This window comes from Pseudomonas sp. GW821-FHT01C01, from assembly GCF_059422645.1.
On the sequence record NZ_JBWKXF010000022.1, the window covers coordinates 1 to 16,485 of the forward strand.

General features: G+C 59.4%; 15 protein-coding genes. 11 read left to right on the top strand and 4 right to left on the bottom strand.

Translation table 11 applies throughout. From position 1 onward, the window contains the following. The first annotated feature begins 218 nt into the window (after window positions 1-218). From AC07XF_RS15195 to AC07XF_RS15220, 6 genes are all read left to right on the top strand, one after another. Window positions 219-2,669, top strand: a complete 2,451-nt coding sequence (locus AC07XF_RS15195) for a penicillin acylase family protein (RefSeq protein ID WP_495027133.1) — start codon at window positions 219-221, stop codon at window positions 2,667-2,669. Between the two features lie 475 nt (window positions 2,670-3,144). Next, window positions 3,145-3,927 (top strand): transporter substrate-binding domain-containing protein, encoded by a 783-nt coding sequence (locus AC07XF_RS15200; protein ID WP_495027134.1) that lies wholly within the window; start codon window positions 3,145-3,147, stop codon window positions 3,925-3,927. 56 nt (window positions 3,928-3,983) lie between these two features. Next, entirely contained in the window at window positions 3,984-4,712 is a 729-nt protein-coding gene (locus tag AC07XF_RS15205) for an ABC transporter permease (protein ID WP_007992365.1), read from the top strand. Beyond that, window positions 4,709-5,419, top strand: a complete 711-nt coding sequence (locus AC07XF_RS15210; RefSeq protein ID WP_495027135.1) for an ABC transporter permease — start codon at window positions 4,709-4,711, stop codon at window positions 5,417-5,419. Before AC07XF_RS15205 ends, AC07XF_RS15210 begins: the two co-directional genes overlap by 4 nt. 26 nt (window positions 5,420-5,445) lie before the next feature. Then, the gene (locus AC07XF_RS15215) at window positions 5,446-6,564 is read left to right on the top strand and encodes a succinylglutamate desuccinylase/aspartoacylase family protein (RefSeq protein ID WP_495027136.1); all 1,119 of its coding nucleotides are present in this window, start codon (window positions 5,446-5,448) and stop codon (window positions 6,562-6,564) included. Window positions 6,565-6,577: 13 nt separating this feature from the next. Then, entirely contained in the window at window positions 6,578-7,342 is a 765-nt protein-coding gene (locus AC07XF_RS15220; protein ID WP_495027137.1) for an ABC transporter ATP-binding protein, read from the top strand. 131 nt (window positions 7,343-7,473) lie between these two features. Here AC07XF_RS15220 and AC07XF_RS15225 read toward each other — a convergent pair whose 3' ends face one another. Both AC07XF_RS15225 and dcd read right to left on the bottom strand, forming a co-directional pair. Then, entirely contained in the window at window positions 7,474-7,683 is a 210-nt protein-coding gene (locus tag AC07XF_RS15225; protein WP_204930092.1) for a hypothetical protein, read from the bottom strand. 107 nt (window positions 7,684-7,790) lie between these two features. After that, a complete protein-coding gene (gene dcd / locus AC07XF_RS15230) occupies window positions 7,791-8,357 on the bottom strand; it encodes a dCTP deaminase (protein WP_007904652.1) in 567 nt (188 codons plus the stop codon). Window positions 8,358-8,710: 353 nt separating this feature from the next. On the opposite strand from dcd, the gene AC07XF_RS15235 reads away from it, so the two are divergent. After that, entirely contained in the window at window positions 8,711-8,920 is a 210-nt protein-coding gene (locus AC07XF_RS15235) for a cold-shock protein (RefSeq protein WP_002554837.1), read from the top strand. 107 nt (window positions 8,921-9,027) lie between these two features. On the opposite strand, the gene AC07XF_RS15240 is transcribed toward AC07XF_RS15235, so the two are convergent. Beyond that, on the bottom strand, window positions 9,028-10,035 hold the full coding sequence (locus AC07XF_RS15240; protein WP_495027138.1) for a DUF481 domain-containing protein: 1,008 nt from the start codon (window positions 10,033-10,035) through the stop codon (window positions 9,028-9,030). Between the two features lie 163 nt (window positions 10,036-10,198). On the opposite strand from AC07XF_RS15240, the gene AC07XF_RS15245 reads away from it, so the two are divergent. The 4 genes from AC07XF_RS15245 to AC07XF_RS15260 all read left to right on the top strand — a co-directional run bounded on the left by AC07XF_RS15245 (window position 10,199) and on the right by AC07XF_RS15260 (window position 14,988). After that, on the top strand, window positions 10,199-10,552 hold the full coding sequence (locus AC07XF_RS15245; protein ID WP_310056626.1) for an MGMT family protein: 354 nt from the start codon (window positions 10,199-10,201) through the stop codon (window positions 10,550-10,552). A 44-nt stretch (window positions 10,553-10,596) separates the two neighbouring features. Continuing rightward, window positions 10,597-12,156 carry an AmpG family muropeptide MFS transporter gene (locus AC07XF_RS15250; protein ID WP_007981571.1) on the top strand — a complete coding sequence of 520 codons (1,560 nt, stop codon included), beginning with the start codon at window positions 10,597-10,599 and terminating at the stop codon, window positions 12,154-12,156. 143 nt (window positions 12,157-12,299) lie between these two features. Further along, window positions 12,300-14,015, top strand: a complete 1,716-nt coding sequence (locus AC07XF_RS15255; protein ID WP_495027139.1) for a proline--tRNA ligase — start codon at window positions 12,300-12,302, stop codon at window positions 14,013-14,015. Between the two features lie 19 nt (window positions 14,016-14,034). Further along, window positions 14,035-14,988 carry a hypothetical protein gene (locus AC07XF_RS15260; RefSeq protein WP_495027140.1) on the top strand — a complete coding sequence of 318 codons (954 nt, stop codon included), beginning with the start codon at window positions 14,035-14,037 and terminating at the stop codon, window positions 14,986-14,988. A 123-nt stretch (window positions 14,989-15,111) separates the two neighbouring features. Here AC07XF_RS15260 and dinB read toward each other — a convergent pair whose 3' ends face one another. Beyond that, window positions 15,112-16,173 carry a DNA polymerase IV gene (dinB, locus tag AC07XF_RS15265; protein ID WP_495027141.1) on the bottom strand — a complete coding sequence of 354 codons (1,062 nt, stop codon included), beginning with the start codon at window positions 16,171-16,173 and terminating at the stop codon, window positions 15,112-15,114. Window positions 16,174-16,485: the final 312 nt, after the last annotated feature.

The window sequence follows — 16,485 nt, forward strand, 5'->3', positions numbered from 1 at the left end:
AACCTGCAGCCGAGATATGGTTGAAGGAATGCTGGGGAGCGCTTCGCGCTCCAGCGGGAGCAAGCTCCCTCGCCACAGGGATTCATCCGCTGCGAATTTGTGGTTTATCAGACAAATCCTGAAATAACCTTGCACCCCGCTTGCGTGGCCACCTCCCGCTCACTAACGTAGCGCCTTTATTGCGCGCCGCCGCCTCTACCCCCCGCAGGAGCTTTGCCATGGCCTCGCCAGCCCTTACTCATTTTCTACCCCGGTTCGGCGTTGCCGCAGCAGTGGCCGGTGTCTTGAGCCTGACCGGTTGTCAGAACTTCAACGCCCAGGACACCCTCCCGCCGACCTCCGGTGTACAACCGCTCAAGGGCCTGGCGCAGAACGTTTCGGTGCGTCGCAATGCCATGGGCATGCCGCTGATCGAAAGCAACAGCTTCCACGACGCGCTGTTCACCCTCGGTTACGTGCATGCCAGCGACCGCATCACGCAGATGGTCACCCTGCGCCTTCTGGCCCAGGGCCGTTTGGCCGAGATGCACGGTGCCGACCTGCTGGATGCCGACCGATACATGCGGGCGGTCAACCTGAAGAAAAGTGCTGGCGAGTTGTACAAGGCCTCTTCGCCGCGCCTCAAGCGCTTCTTCGAAGTCTATGCGCGCGGGGTCAACGCTTACCTGTTCCGCTACCGCGACAAGCTGCCGGCGGACCTCGCGGCCACCGGCTACCAGCCTGAATACTGGCAGCCAGAAGATTCGGCGCTGATTTTCTGCCTGTTGAACTTCAGCCAGTCGACCAACCTGCCGGAAGAAATTTCCGCGCTGGTGCTGGCCCAAACCGTCACCACCGACAAACTGGCGTGGCTGACGCCATCGGCTCCCGACGAAAAACTGCCGGTCGCCGAAAGCGAAAAACTGCAAGGCATCAAGCTCAACGGGCAGGTGCCGGGGCTGGCCGAACTCAGCAAAGCCACGGGACAACTGTCGGACCGGAACCTGCTGGGCGCCACCTCGTCGAACAACTGGGCCATCGCCCCGCAACGCAGCCGCAGCGGCAAGAGCCTGTTGGCCAGTGACAGTCACGGCCCGCTGGGCGTGCCTTCGTTGTTCAGTTACGTGCAGATTCGCGCGCCGAAGTACCAGGCGTCCGGCGTGACCATCGCGGGCCTGCCAATGGTGCTGGGGGGTTACAACGGCAAAGTGGCGTGGAGCATGACCTCGGTGATGGGCGACAACCAGGACCTGTTCCTGGAGAAGATCAAACGCCAGGGCAACGGGCTCACCTACGAAAACGCCGGGAAGTGGCTGCCGGCGATCGTGCGCAATGAAACCTACTTCGTCAAAGGCCAGCGGCCGATTCGCGAAGCGGTATACGAAACTCGCCATGGTCCGCTGCTCAACAGCGCCCAGGGCACCACGCTGGCCAATGGTTTCGGCCTGGCCTTGCAGATGCCGAATTTCACTGACGACAAAACCCTGGACGCGTTCTTCGACCTGTCCCGCGCCCAGAGCGTCGAGAAAGCCTCGGATGCCAGCCGTGAAATCCGCGCCATTGCGCTGAACCTGGTGTTTGCCGATGCGAGCCATATTGGCTGGCAAGTCACCGGTCGTTACCCGAACCGCCGCGAAGGTGAAGGCCTGCTGCCCTCGCCGGGCTGGGAAGGTCGTTACGACTGGGACGGTTATGCCGACCCGATGCTGCACCCGTACGACCAGGACCCGGCCCAAGGCTGGCTCGGCACCGCCAACCAGCGGGTCATTCCCCATGGCTATGGCATGCAATTGTCCAATTCGTGGGCAGCACCGGAACGTGGCGAGCGTCTGGCCGAGCTGGCCGGCGCAGGCAAACACGACAGCCGCAGTGTGATCGCCATGCAATACGACCAGAGCACCACCTTCGCTGCCAAGCTGAAGAAGATGTTCGAAGCACCGGGCATGGCCCAGCCGCTCAAGCAAGCCATGGACGCCTTGCCGGCGGCCGATCGCGCCAAGGCACACGAAGCCTACAGCCGCTTGATGGCGTTCGATGGCAAGCTCAGTCCGACCTCCACCGATGCGGCAATTTACGAGTTGTTCCTGCAGGAAAGTACCCGGCAGATCTTCCTCGATGAACTGGGCCCGGAAAGCAGCCCGGCATGGAAAGCTTTTGTCGCTGACGGCAAGTTGTCCTACGCGGCCCAGGCCGATCACTTGCTGGGGCGTGAGGACAGCCCGTTCTGGGATGACGTGCGCACCGCGCAGAAAGAAGACAAACCGGCCATCCTCGCCCGCAGCCTCGCCGCAGCGATCAGCGCCGGCGACAGCCAGTTGGGCGGCGATCACAAAGCCTGGCAGTGGGGCAAACTGCACCGCTATGAGTGGAAAAACACCAGCGGCCAGACGGTACGCGGACCGCTGCCGGCCGGCGGCGATCACACCACGCTCAACACCGCTGCCTTCGCCTGGGGCCAGGACTTCAACACCACGCTGGCGCCCGCCATGCGCTTTATCGTCGACTTCGGCCAGTCCGAACCGCTGATGGCGCAGAACGGCACCGGCCAGTCCGGCAACCCGGCCAGTGCGAACTACCTCAACAGCATCGAACCGTGGCTCAAGGGCCAGTACATGAGTCTGCCGATGCAGCCGCAAAACTTTGACAACGCTTACGGCAAGGCGCGGTTGACGCTGACTCCAGGAAAATAAACCTGCGCTGTACCTGTGGGAGTCTGCTCGTGAAGGCGGTCTGACATTCAAAATAGAGGTTGAATGTTGAATCGCCTTCGCGGTTGCGCTGGCGCAAGGACTAGTCGGTCGACGAAGCCGACAGCTTGGCAACCCTGCAAAGTCTGCTCAGTCAAACCGTCCTTTTGTGGCGAGGGAGCTTGCTCCCGTTCGGCCGCATGGCAGGCGCGATGACTCAACATCGGGACCGCTTCGCGCTCCAGCGGGAGCAAGCTTCCTCGCCACAGTTTTCATTTTGCGCTGCGCTGATTTGATGCACCCATTTCCCTGCGCCCGTTTTCGTGCATAAATCAGTCTCCGGCCACTCTCCAAGCACCTTTTAAAACGCTTGTTCGGCACTCTGGTTCGGAAATTGCTACTTTCAATAGGTCTTACGCTTTCCAGTAACAATAATTCTGCGCCACAAGCGCTCATATTGGTTTTTAGGGATTGAATAATGAAAAAAGCATTGCTGACCCTTTCTGCACTGGCGTTGTGCATGGCTGCTGGCTCCGCCATGGCGAAGGAGTACAAAGAACTGCGCTTCGGCGTTGACCCTTCCTACGCACCGTTCGAGTCGAAAGCGGCCGATGGCAGCCTGGTAGGTTTCGACATCGATCTTGGGAACGCGATCTGCGCCGAATTGAAGGTCAAGTGCAAGTGGGTCGAAAGTGACTTCGACGGCATGATTCCCGGCCTCAAAGCCAATAAATTCGACGGTGTCATCTCGTCGATGACCGTTACCGAAGCCCGTGAAAAAGTCATCGACTTCTCCAGCGAACTGTTCTCCGGTCCAACCGCTTACGTGTCCAAGAAAGGTTCTGGCGTGACCGCAGACGTCGCGTCCCTCAAGGGCAAAACCGTCGGCTACGAACAAGGCACCATTCAGGAAGCCTATGCCAAAGCCGTGCTGGACAAGGCTGGCGTGAAAACCCAGGCTTACGCCAACCAGGATCAGGTCTACGCCGACTTGACTTCCGGTCGTCTCGATGCAGGGATCCAGGACATGCTGCAAGCCGAACTGGGCTTCCTGAAGTCCCCACAGGGTGCCGACTACGATGTCAGCAAGCCGGTCGACAACGCTTTGCTGCCAGCCAAAACAGCCGTTGGCATTAAGAAAGGTAACACCGAGCTGAAAGCACTTTTGGATAAAGGTATCAAAGCGTTACACGATGATGGCACCTACGCCACCATTCAGAAGAAACACTTTGGCGATCTGAACCTGTACAGCGGCAAATAATGCCCGGCGCCCATCTCGCGATGGGCGCTTTTTTCATCCGATCAGGTTGCTGATTTATGTTCGAAAACCTATTACAAAATCTGGGGCTCTCAGCTTTCAGCCTCAAGGGCTTCGGTCCGCTGCTGATGCAAGGCACCTGGATGACGATCAAACTGTCGGCGTTGTCGCTGTTGGTCGCCGTACTGCTCGGGCTGCTCGGCGCCAGTGCCAAGTTGTCGAAACTCAAACTGATGCGCGTGCCTGCCCAGCTTTACACCACCCTCATTCGCGGCGTTCCGGACCTGGTCCTGATGCTGCTGATTTTCTACAGCCTGCAAACCTGGCTGACCTCGCTTACCGATTTCATGGAATGGGAATACATCGAGATCAACCCGTTCAGCGCCGGGGTCATTACCCTTGGCTTCATCTACGGTGCGTATTTCACCGAAACCTTCCGTGGCGCGATTCTCGCCGTCCCACGGGGTCAGGTCGAAGCCGCCACCGCCTATGGTCTCAAGCGCGGCCAGCGCTTCTGGATCGTGGTGTTCCCGCAGATGATGCGTTATGCCCTGCCGGGTATCGGTAACAACTGGATGGTGATGCTCAAGGCCACCGCCCTGGTGTCGATCATCGGCCTCGCCGATCTGGTCAAGGCGGCCCAGGACGCCGGCAAAAGCAGCTATCAGCTGTTCTACTTCCTGGTACTTGCCGCGCTGATCTATCTGGTGATCACCAGCGCGTCCAACTTCATTCTGCGCTGGCTCGAACGTCGTTACTCCGCCGGTACCCGGGAGGCCGTACGATGATCGAACTTCTGCAGGAATACTGGAAACCCTTCCTCTACAGCGACGGCAACAACATCACCGGCCTGGCCATGACCCTGTGGCTGCTCAGCGCGTCGATCTTCATCGGCTTTCTGGTGTCGATCCCGCTGTCCATTGCCCGAGTGTCCCCGCACTTCTACATCCGCTTGCCGGTGCAGTTCTACACCTACCTGTTCCGGGGTACGCCACTCTATATTCAGCTGCTGATTTGTTACACCGGGATCTACAGCCTGGCCGCCATTCGGGCTCAGCCGGTGCTGGATGCGTTCTTTCGCGATGCGATGAATTGCACCATCCTCGCCTTTGCCCTGAACACCTGCGCCTACACCACGGAGATCTTCGCCGGGGCCATTCGCAGCATGAACCACGGTGAAGTCGAGGCCGCCAAGGCTTACGGCCTGACCGGCTGGAAGCTGTACGCCTACGTGATCATGCCGTCGGCCCTGCGTCGTTCGCTGCCTTACTACAGCAACGAAGTGATTCTGATGTTGCACTCGACCACCGTGGCCTTCACCGCGACCATCCCGGACATCCTGAAAGTCGCGCGGGACGCCAACTCGGCGACATTCCTGACTTTCCAGTCGTTCGGCATTGCCGCGCTGATCTACCTGACCGTCACTTTTGCGCTGGTCGGCCTGTTCCGCCTTGCCGAACGTCGATGGCTGGCCTTCCTCGGGCCGACCCACTAGGTCTCAACCTGCTTCAGGAACAACAGATGCGCCACCAGAAACATGACCTGCTGGCCCCGCTGCCGGGGACCGCGCGACAGATCCACAGTTTTCACTTCGGCCCACAACCGGCCAACGGCAAGATCTACATCCAGGCCTCCCTGCACGCCGACGAAATGCCCGGCATGCTGGTGGCCTGGCACCTCAAGCAACGCCTGGCGGAGCTGGAAGCCGCCGGTCGCCTGCGCAGCGAAATCGTGCTGGTGCCCATCGCCAACCCGGTAGGCCTGGAGCAGGTGCTGATGGATGTGCCGCTAGGCCGCTACGAGCTGGAAAGCGGCCAGAACTTCAACCGCTGGTTCGTCGACCTCAGTGAAGAAGTCGGGAACGCGATCGAAGACAAGCTCGGTGACGATCCGCAGCACAACCTGCAATTGATCCGCAGCAGCCTGCGCGATGCGCTGGCCCGGCAGACCGCCGACACCCAATTGCAATCCCAGCGCCTGACCCTGCAACGGTTGGCCTGCGACGCCGACATGGTGCTCGACCTGCATTGCGATTTCGAAGCGGTTGCGCATCTGTACACTACGCCGGACGCCTGGCCGCAGGTCGAACCGTTGGCCCGTTACATCGGCGCCGAAGCCAGTCTGCTGGCAACCGACTCCGGCGGCCAGTCGTTCGACGAATGCTTCACCCTGCTTTGGTGGCAGTTGAAGGAGCGCTTCGGGGAGCAGTTCGACATTGCGCCGGGGAGTTTTTCGGTGACCGTCGAATTGCGCGGTCAGGGCGATGTCAATCACCCGCTGGCCAGCCTCGACTGCCAGGCGCTGATCGACTACCTGATCCATTTCGGCGCGATCGCCGGCGAACCCGCGCCCCTGCCCGACCTGCCCTATCCGGCGACACCGCTGGCCGGTGTAGAGCCGGTGGCCACGCCCGTCGGCGGGCTGCTGGTGTTTACCGCGCTGCCGGGCCAGTACCTGGAAGCCGGGCAACTGATCGCCGAGATCATTGATCCGATCAACGATCGCGTCACCCCCGTCCATTGCACCGCCGCCGGGCTGATGTACGCCCGTTCGCTGCGCCGCATGGCCACTGCCGGCATGGTGATCGCCCACGTCGCGGGCACCGAAGCCTATCGCAGCGGCTATCTACTTTCGCCTTGAGGATGCACGCCCCATGTACAAATTGACCATCGAAGGCCTGCATAAAAGTTATGGCGAACATGAAGTCCTCAAAGGTGTTTCGCTCAAGGCCAGAACCGGCGACGTCATCAGCCTGATTGGCGCCAGCGGCTCGGGTAAAAGTACCTTCCTGCGTTGCATCAACTTCCTGGAACAACCCAACGACGGCGCCATGAGCCTCGACGGCCAGAACATCCGCATGATCAAGGATCGTCACGGCATGCACGTGGCCGACGCCAACGAACTGCAGCGGATTCGCACCCGCCTGGCCATGGTGTTCCAGCACTTCAACCTGTGGAGCCATATGACGGTGCTGGAAAACATCACCATGGCCCCGCGCCGGGTGCTGGGGTGCGACAAAAAAGAAGCCGAGGACCGCGCCCGGCGCTACCTCGACAAGGTGGGCCTGGCGTCCCGCGTGGCGGACCAATACCCGGCATTCCTGTCCGGCGGCCAGCAACAACGGGTCGCCATCGCCCGCGCACTGGCCATGGAACCGGAAGTCATGCTGTTCGACGAGCCGACCTCGGCGCTGGACCCGGAACTGGTTGGCGAAGTACTGAAAGTGATCCAGGGCCTGGCCGAAGAAGGCCGGACCATGATCATGGTGACCCACGAAATGAGCTTCGCCCGCAAAGTGTCGAGCCAGGTGCTGTTTCTGCACCAGGGTCTGGTGGAGGAAGAAGGTGCGCCGGAAGACGTGCTGGGCAAACCGAAAAGCGAGCGGTTGAAGCAGTTCCTCAGCGGTAACCTGAAATAACGTCTACAGAAAAACCTGTGGGAGCGGGCTTGCTCGCGAAGACGGAGTATCAGTGGCATTCATGCCGCCTGACACACCGCTTTCGCGAGCAAGCCCGCTCCCACTTTTTTTGATCTATAGCGTCTGAACTATCAGACGACAGGCGCAGGAGGCGGCTCGTCCGGCAGGGTAGGTTCGCCAGGCTCGTTAGGCTGTTCGTTCGGGGTATCGGGGTCGGGCTGGCCGGGGATGCCGCCCGCCATGCTGACGGGCGGATGTGCCAACAAGGACCAGGCCAGAACGCCAACCTGATTGGGTTCAAACCTTGCCAGTTCGGCACTGATTCGCGGATCGATCTTCATTCGGCACTCCTGAGCGATGGCCCGACCCGCCTTGCGCGGATCGGAGCAGTACACCCCATAGAGTGTACGCCCGCTCAGGAATTCCCGGCATTTGTCGGACGGTTGACTCAGGTGCGCGGCAGGGTCACGCCGCGCTGCCCCTGGTACTTGCCGCCACGGTCCTTGTAAGACACTTCACATTCTTCGTCCGACTCAAGGAACAGCATCTGCGCCACGCCTTCGTTGGCGTAGATCTTCGCCGGCAGGTTAGTGGTATTGGAGAATTCCAGGGTCACGTGACCTTCCCACTCAGGCTCAAGCGGCGTGACGTTGACGATGATGCCGCAGCGCGCATAGGTGCTTTTACCCAGGCAAATGGTCAATACATTGCGCGGAATGCGGAAGTATTCGACGGTGCTGGCCAGGGCGAAGGAGTTCGGCGGAATGATGCACACATCGCTGTGGATGTCGACGAAGCTGCCGGCATCGAAGTTTTTCGGGTCGACGATGGCCGAATTGATGTTGGTGAACACCTTGAAATGATTGGTGCAACGCACATCGTAGCCGTAGCTCGACACGCCGTAGGAGATCACACGGCTATCGTCGCTGCCGCGCACCTGGCGCTCGACGAAAGGCTCGATCATGCCGTGCTCTTGCGCCATGCGGCGAATCCACTTGTCCGATTTGATGCTCATGGCGGGTGTCCTGAATAGCGAGGTCGAAAAATTCTGTCCGGCATCTTACCGGGCGCGCCGCCGGGTTCAAAGTCCGGGGTGCAATTCTCGCCGAACATGCAGGAATTACGCGCGCTAGCGACGAACCGTCACACCGCCGATCCCTAAAACAGAGAAACCTTCGCAAGAAGCATTGGCACGTCCCGGAAAAAGGGTTAAGGTGGCGTCACTGTGCTGCTTGTGTCACTGAGAATCTCTACACGATATGTTGAATTTCGATCCAACCATCTACAAGAATTTTTCCTGCTCTTTGCACTCAGTCTCGGCCAGGGTTCTTCCTGAGTCGCAGTTATCTTTGTTCAAGGAGTTACACCATGTCTAATCGCCAAACCGGTACCGTTAAGTGGTTCAACGATGAAAAAGGCTTCGGCTTCATCACCCCACAATCCGGTGACGACCTGTTCGTTCACTTCAAAGCTATCCAGTCCGACGGCTTCAAAAGCCTGAAAGAAGGCCAACAGGTTTCTTTCATCGCTACCCGCGGTCAGAAAGGCATGCAAGCTGAAGAAGTTCAAGTTATCTAACTTGTACTTGCTTTAGTAAAAAGCCCCGCCCTCAACAGCGGGGCTTTTTTGTGCCTGAGTGTTTCTCCAGGCAAAAAAAGATCGCAGCCTGCGATCTTTTGATTTTCTTACCAGGTCACCCCAAACCCGGCGGTGTACCGGGTCGTGTCCAGATCCGCATCGTCGGTGCCACTGATGATGTCCCGCTCCGCCTTCAGGTTCAGCGAAGCCCATTCGGTCACCTTGTAGCGTAATCCCATCTCGGCATCGAGTGCATAGTCGGCCACATCCGACAGCGGCTTGCCGACCTCGCCATTGGTGAAGAACTCGACACGTTTGCCAATCAGGTATCGGTTGTAATCCCACTTCATGGCCAGGGCGTAGAAATTGTCCTTGCTGCCGTCGGAGAACTCATAGTCCGTGTGGTTGACCAGCGAGCCGAGGGAGAACGCCCCGAGTTCGTCATCCCAGAACTGATAGCCGGGACCGGTACCGACGGTGCGCTGACGGGAAAGGTCTTCGACCTTGTCGCGCTTGTAGACCAGGCGCCCCTGCCAGAACCATTGCTCGGTCAGGAATCGGTCGATGGAGTACTCGGCCCGCCAGTTGTCGGTGGTCACCACGTCGTCCTGGAACTCACGGTTGTATTCACCTTCAGCGGTGTGCCGCCAGCGACCGTGTCGCGCACTGGTCTTGAAATCGATGTCGTAGTCATCGGTGTCGTTTTCCGCCCGCTGATAATCCAGCGCGACATCGACGTTGCCTTTCCACACCAGATCCTCGACCACCGGTTTTGGCTTGAGAATCTGCTGAATGCTCGCCAGTTCGACCGTCTTCGGTGCTTCACCATTGGCCAGCGTCACCTTGCCGGCGTCCGCCGCTTTCAGCGACTTGGCTTTCTCGCCACTGTAGGCATCCTGCTTGACCAGCAACTCCTGATCGCTCTCCAGAGTCTTGACCTGTTTCCAGTCGATCGTGACCGCACCGGCGTACTCGGTCTGGATCAGCAGTTTGCCGCCATCGAACAGCGTGATCTTGCCGCTCAGCTTGTCGCCGTTGTTCAGCCACACGGTATCGGCTAGCAAGGGAGTGGAAGCACCAAGGACGGCGAGACACAGCAGGCATCTGGACAACATAAGCAAAATACAGGCTCAGGCTTGCGAGAAAAGTCGGCATTATCCGTAGGAACAAGGCCCTGACAAGGACTGACCCGACTATTTCTGTTGAGTTCATTTCTCAACCGCCTGTGCAGGAATTACTCTACAGACGGTAAAGCAAACTTCTTCAGGACTGACGGACGTGACCGATCCAACCGATGAACCCGAGAGTGCGGCGCAAATCCGACGCACGGCGCTGTATTTGACGCTTGCACAAATACCCGAAGGCAAAGTCGTCAGCTACGGCCAACTGGCCGAGCTTGCAGGACTGGGTCGCGCCGCTCGCTGGGTCGGCCGCACGCTCAGCCAATTGCCGAGCGACAGCAAGTTGCCCTGGCATCGGGTTCTGGGTGCAAACGGGCGTATCAGCCTGCCGGTGGGCAGCCCTTCGGGTGATGAGCAGCGCGCACGATTACGCATGGAGGGCATCAGCATCCTGAATAATCGTGTTGATATTCAGCGCCATGGCTGGCGCCCGGTAGAGCACAGCGGTTAGAGTGCGCGCTTTGTTTCCGTATTTCTTGAGGCAGACTCCAGCCCATGCCCCGTAAAACCTGGCGCGCCGCGCTCGCCGCTTATGCCAGCCCTTCGACACTCGTGCTGTTGCTGCTTGGTTTCGCCGCCGGCCTGCCTTACATGCTGGTGTTTTCGACACTTTCGGTCTGGCTGCGTGAAGCCGGCGTGGCTCGTGAAACCATTGGCTATGCAAGCCTGATCGGCCTGGCGTATGCCTTCAAATGGGTCTGGTCACCCTTGCTCGACCAATGGCGACTGCCATTGCTCGGCAAACTCGGTCGACGACGGTCCTGGCTCGTATTGTCCCAGGCACTGGTCATCCTCGGCTTGATCGGGATGGGTTTCTGCGACCCGCAAAAGCATTTGTCCTGGCTGATCGCCATTGCCGTGGTCGTCGCTTTCGCATCGGCGACGCAGGACATTGCGGTAGACGCCTACCGCCTGGAAATCGCCGAAGACAACCGCCAGGCCGCACTCGCCGCCAGCTACATGTCCGGGTATCGGATCGCCGCCCTGCTGGCCACCGCCGGTGCGCTGTATTTCGCTGAAGGTTTCGGCTCGACCGGTTTCAACTACAAGCATTCGGCATGGGCCGGCACCTACATTCTGTTCGGCGCCCTGATGGTCCCGGCACTGCTGACCAGCCTGTTCATGCGCGAACCGCCGGTACCATTGCGCACACAACTGCAGGCCGGTCGATACAGCTTTGTGCATCAACTGGCGTCAGTGTTCGTACTGATCGTGCTGCTGGTTTCCGTTCCGGCGATGTTCACCCAACTCTACAACACCGACTTCGCCAGCGTGCTGTTCCAGGGTGTGAGCGTGCTTGATCTGCTGCTCGAAGACCGCGCCTTCCTGCGCGCGATCCTCTACACCACCCTCACCGCCCTGTGCCTCTCGGCCATGGGCCGTCGTGGCCTGGCACCGGTGCTGACGCCGGTCAACGACTTCATTCTGCGTTACCGCTGGCAGGCACTGCTGCTGCTCGGGCTGATCGCCACCTACCGGATGTCCGACACGGTCATGGGTGTGATGGCCAACGTGTTCTACATCGACCAGGGCTTCACCAAGGACCAGATCGCCAGCGTCAGCAAGATCTTCGGCCTGATCATGACGCTGGTAGGTGCCGGCATGGGCGGTCTGCTGATCGTGCGTTTCGGCATTTTGCCGATCCTGTTCATCGGTGGCGTTTCGTCGGCGGCCACCAATCTGCTGTTCCTGATGCTGGCCGATATGGGCCCCAACCTGAAGATGCTGATCCTGACCATTTCCCTGGACAACTTCAGTTCAGGCCTGGCCACCTCAGCCTTCGTCGCCTATTTGTCGAGCCTGACCAACCTCAAGTTCTCCGCCACCCAATATGCCCTGCTCAGCTCGATCATGCTGTTGCTGCCGCGCCTGATCGGCGGCTACTCCGGGGTCATGGTAGAAAAATTCGGTTACCACAACTTCTTCCTGATCACCGCCCTGCTGGGCGTTCCGACACTGCTTTTGATCGCCTTGCACTGGTTCCAGGAGAACCGCCGCGCAGGTCCGACACCTACACCGGAACCGGTGCAAACCCCGGTCGCCGAAGAATCGTAGATTCTTTACGCAGGAAAAATCGCGGAGGGCCGAGTGAATCGCGCCCTCCTGCCACACCACCGACCGCATGCCTGTACGCCAGCGGATCTCGCCCGTACAATGCTCCGTCATTTCTCGTCATCAGCAATCGATAACGGCCAACCATGCGCACCAGTCAATTTTTGCTCGCCACACAAAAAGAAACGCCTTCCGACGCGGTCGTGATCAGCCACCAGCTGATGCTGCGCGCCGGCATGATCCGCAAACTCGCCTCGGGCCTGTACACCTGGCTGCCGATGGGCTTGCGGGTAATGCGCAAGGTCGAAGCCGTCGTTCGTGAAGAAATGAACGCCGCCGGTTCTCTCGAAGTGTTGATGCCGAGCACGCAACCGGCTGAGCTGTGGCAGGAATCCGGGCGCTGGGAAGAGTACGGCCCTGAATTGCTGCGCTTCAAGGATCGCCATGGCCGCGACTTCTGCGCCGGCCCGACCCACGAAGAAGTCATCACCGATCTGATGCGCAACGAGTTGAGCAGCTACAAGCAGCTGCCGATCAACCTGTACCAGATCCAGACCAAATTCCGTGATGAAATCCGCCCACGCTTCGGCTTGATGCGCGGCCGCGAATTCATCATGAAGGACGCCTATTCGTTCCACGCAGACCAGCCGTCGCTGCAGGTCACCTACGACCGCATGCACCAGGCCTACTGCAACGTGTTCACCCGCCTGGGCCTGAAGTTCCGTCCTGTTGAAGCCGACAACGGCTCCATCGGCGGCGCCGGTTCCCACGAGTTCCACGTGCTGGCCGAGTCCGGCGAAGACGATATCGTTTTCAGCAACGGCTCCGACTACGCCGCCAACATCGAAAAAGCCGAAGCCGTACCGCGCGAAACGTCGCGCGCCGCTCCGGCCGAAGAGCTGCGCCTGGTCGACACCCCGAACGCCAAGACCATTGCGCAACTGGTCGAAGGCTTCAACCTGCCGATCGAGAAAACCATCAAGACCCTCGTGGTGCACGCAGAAGAGAAAGGCAAGCTGATTGCCCTGATCATCCGTGGCGACCATGAACTGAACGAAATCAAGGCCGCCAACCAGCCAGGCGTTGCCAGCCCCCTGGTCATGGCCTCGGAAAGTGAACTGCGCGAGGCCATCGGTGCCGGTGCCGGCTCCCTGGGTCCGTTGAACCTGCCGCTGCCGATCATCATCGACCGCTCGGTCGAACTGATGAGCGACTTTGGCATTGGCGCCAACATCGACGACAAACACTACTTCGGCGTGAACTGGGAGCGCGACCTGCCTGTTCCGACCGTTGCCGACCTGCGCAACGTCGTGGCCGGCGACCCGAGCCCGGACGGTAAAGGCACCCTGGAAATCAAGCGCGGCATCGAAGTCGGGCACATCTTCCAGCTGGGCAACAAGTACAGCAAAGCGATGAAGTGCGAAGTGCTTGGCGAGAACGGCAAGCCGGTCACCCTGGAAATGGGTTGCTACGGCATCGGCGTGTCCCGCGTGGTGGCGGCTGCCATCGAGCAGAACAACGATGAAAACGGGATCATCTGGAGCGACACCCTCGCGCCTTTCCAGATCGCCCTGGTGCCGCTGCGCTACGAAACCGAACAGGTTCGTGAAGCCACCGACAAGCTGTACGCGGAACTCACCGCTGCCGGCTTCGAAGTGCTGCTCGATGACCGCGACAAGAAAACCAGCCCGGGCATCAAGTTCGCGGACATGGAGCTGATCGGCATTCCACACCGGATCGTGGTCAGCGACCGCGGCCTGGCCGAAGGCAACCTGGAATACAAGAGCCGTACCGAGGCCGAGGCACAAGCGCTGCCGGTCGCCGACGTGCTGTCCTTCCTTCAGGCCCGCATCCGCCGCTGATACCAGATATAGAGACGTCATGTTCAAGCGAAACACCTTAGGCCTCGGTGGTGCCGCCTTGTGCGGTGCCCTGCTGGTCAGCGGCTGTGCCAACCACATGTCGCAACGCAGCGAGCAAGAGGAACGGGTCGAGCGCAAATTGCTCGACCACAGCCTGCAGATCGATGTCGGTGAGCCCAAGGTGCTTGAGCTGCCGCAACGCCGGGTGAAAATTCACGAGCAGAAGACTTTCGAAGTCACCGAGTTCGAAGTCACGCGTCACTACGACCGCTATACGCCGTACCAACCCTGGCGGGAGATTTACGAAATCCCGCTGGGCGCGGTGGCCGTGGTGGCGGGTATCGGTGCCAACGTGGTCAACGTGTTCGCCCTCGGCAATCTGCCGGACAGCGTGACCAAGGACTGGCTGAGCTACGGTTTCGCCGGGCTCAACCCGTTCATGAACGTGCAGTCCCACGGCCGTGCGCAGCAAAACCTGGCCGGTATTGATGAAGTCCAGCGCGACAAACGCACGGAGTATTCAAGCCTGCCCTGGAGCGAGCGCCCGGTTGAGGTCAAGGCCGGCAAGGAAACCTTCGAACTGAGCACTGACAAAAACGGCGTGTTACGCCTGAATCTGTTGGACAGCCCGTTCGCCGAACATGACATCAATCATCTGAGCCGATTGCTGATCCGTGTTGCGGATGCTCAGGACAACGTGCACATCGATTCCACCCTGGTCATCAGCAGCAACTTGCGCAGCAAGCTCTATGAGGCCCACGGGCTGATTTATGACGATCTCGAAGGTGACGAAGTCAATCAGTGGGTCCACCGGGTCAAACGCCTGTCGGAACTGGGTCTTGAAGAAGAAGCCAGCGAACTGGAACAGAGCCTGATCGAACTGACGCGCAATGATCCCGAATTGCAGACCGAGTTTCTGAAGTCGCTGGCCCGCAATGGCGAACGACTGGTGGCGAATCCGGGGCTCAATTAAAGCCAAAAAGCTTCGCGAGCAAGCCCGCTCCCACATGGGATTTCCGTTATTCACAAATCCAATGTGGGAGCGGGCTTGCTCGCGAAGGCGGCCAGACATTCACCGCCTAACCTCAATCTTCCACTACCGCTCAAACAACTCCATCTGCTCGAACCCGCCCCGCAAGTCCTCCAGTCGCACGCCGACGCCCAACAACCGCACCGGTTTACCGCCGCGATTGAAGGCCTGGGTCAGCATCAACTGATAACTCCCCAGATCCCGCCCTGCCCCGGCCTGCTCCAGTGTGGTCTGGGTAAAATCATGGAATTTCACTTTGACGAACGGCTTGCCAGGCCGATAACTGCTGTCGATTCGCGCCATGCGACCGGCCAGGGTCTCCAGCAGCTCGGGCAATTTATCCAGGCAACTCTTCAGGTCCGGCAGGTCAACGTCGTAGGTATTTTCGACACTAATTGACTGACGACGATTGTCGTTGTGCACCACACGATCATCAATCCCACGGGCCAGGCTCCAGAGCCGCTCGCCAAAGCTGCCGAATTCACGCACCAACGCCAACTTGTCCCACTCGCGCAATTGCAGGCAATCGGTGATACCCAGCTTGCCGAGCTTGTCGGCGGTGACTTTACCGACCCCGTGCAATTTGCTCACCGGCAAGCCACTGACAAAGTCCTCGACCTGGTCCGGCGTGATGACAAACAGGCCATTGGGCTTTTTCCAGTCACTGGCAATCTTGGCCAGAAACTTGTTCGGTGCCACTCCCGCCGACACGGTGATATGCAACTGATTGGAGACCCGGCGCCGGATGTCCTGGGCGATCCGCGTTGCGCTACCACCGAAATACGCACTGTCCGACACATCGAGGTACGCCTCGTCGAGCGAGAGCGGCTCAATGATCTCGGTGTAATCGCGAAAGATCGTGTGAATTTCCCTGGACGCTTCTCTATAAGCATCCATGCGTGGCTTGACGATGGTCAGGTCCGGGCACAGTTTCAAGGCATGCCCGGAGGACATCGCCGAACGCACCCCGTACGCTCGCGCTTCATAATTGCAGGTGGCGATCACCCCACGCCGGTCCGCCGACCCACCCACCGCCAATGGCTTGCCGGCCAGACGCGGGTCGTCGCGCATCTCAATGGCGGCGTAGAAACAGTCACAATCGACATGGATGATCTTTCGCTGAGTCATGGCAAAGCAGTGTTCATGGCAAGGAAAAGGCGTGTTGGTGTGACGGATATGCAGTATCTCACCGACACCTGTATATAGCACCAGTAGTCTGAATGTTCTTTTCGACTCGTGGGAAATGTCGTTGGTAAATTTATTTTTTCAATCAAAAAAACGTTCACGATAGAGCCGCACGCCTTGCCCCGCCTGCCTCACAGGCTGACCCACCCACCCCTCGGCAAGCTAACCGATTGAAGCAAAACAGGTTTTATCGGAATTGAAGGTTGACACCCCGACGTATTTCTATAGAATGCAGCCACACAGACGCGGGATGGA

Coding starts and splice junctions, on each gene's coding strand:
- AC07XF_RS15200 (WP_495027134.1), top strand. CDS start 3,145: ATGAAAAAAGCATTGCTGACCCTTTCTGCACTGGCGTTGTGCATGGCT.
- AC07XF_RS15210 (WP_495027135.1), top strand. CDS start 4,709: ATGATCGAACTTCTGCAGGAATACTGGAAACCCTTCCTCTACAGCGAC.
- AC07XF_RS15240 (WP_495027138.1), bottom strand. CDS start 10,035: ATGTTGTCCAGATGCCTGCTGTGTCTCGCCGTCCTTGGTGCTTCCACT.
- AC07XF_RS15235 (WP_002554837.1), top strand. CDS start 8,711: ATGTCTAATCGCCAAACCGGTACCGTTAAGTGGTTCAACGATGAAAAA.
- dinB (WP_495027141.1), bottom strand. CDS start 16,173: ATGACTCAGCGAAAGATCATCCATGTCGATTGTGACTGTTTCTACGCC.
- AC07XF_RS15260 (WP_495027140.1), top strand. CDS start 14,035: ATGTTCAAGCGAAACACCTTAGGCCTCGGTGGTGCCGCCTTGTGCGGT.
- AC07XF_RS15205 (WP_007992365.1), top strand. CDS start 3,984: ATGTTCGAAAACCTATTACAAAATCTGGGGCTCTCAGCTTTCAGCCTC.
- AC07XF_RS15220 (WP_495027137.1), top strand. CDS start 6,578: ATGTACAAATTGACCATCGAAGGCCTGCATAAAAGTTATGGCGAACAT.
- dcd (WP_007904652.1), bottom strand. CDS start 8,357: ATGAGCATCAAATCGGACAAGTGGATTCGCCGCATGGCGCAAGAGCAC.
- AC07XF_RS15250 (WP_007981571.1), top strand. CDS start 10,597: ATGCCCCGTAAAACCTGGCGCGCCGCGCTCGCCGCTTATGCCAGCCCT.
- AC07XF_RS15225 (WP_204930092.1), bottom strand. CDS start 7,683: ATGAAGATCGATCCGCGAATCAGTGCCGAACTGGCAAGGTTTGAACCC.
- AC07XF_RS15215 (WP_495027136.1), top strand. CDS start 5,446: ATGCGCCACCAGAAACATGACCTGCTGGCCCCGCTGCCGGGGACCGCG.
- AC07XF_RS15255 (WP_495027139.1), top strand. CDS start 12,300: ATGCGCACCAGTCAATTTTTGCTCGCCACACAAAAAGAAACGCCTTCC.
- AC07XF_RS15195 (WP_495027133.1), top strand. CDS start 219: ATGGCCTCGCCAGCCCTTACTCATTTTCTACCCCGGTTCGGCGTTGCC.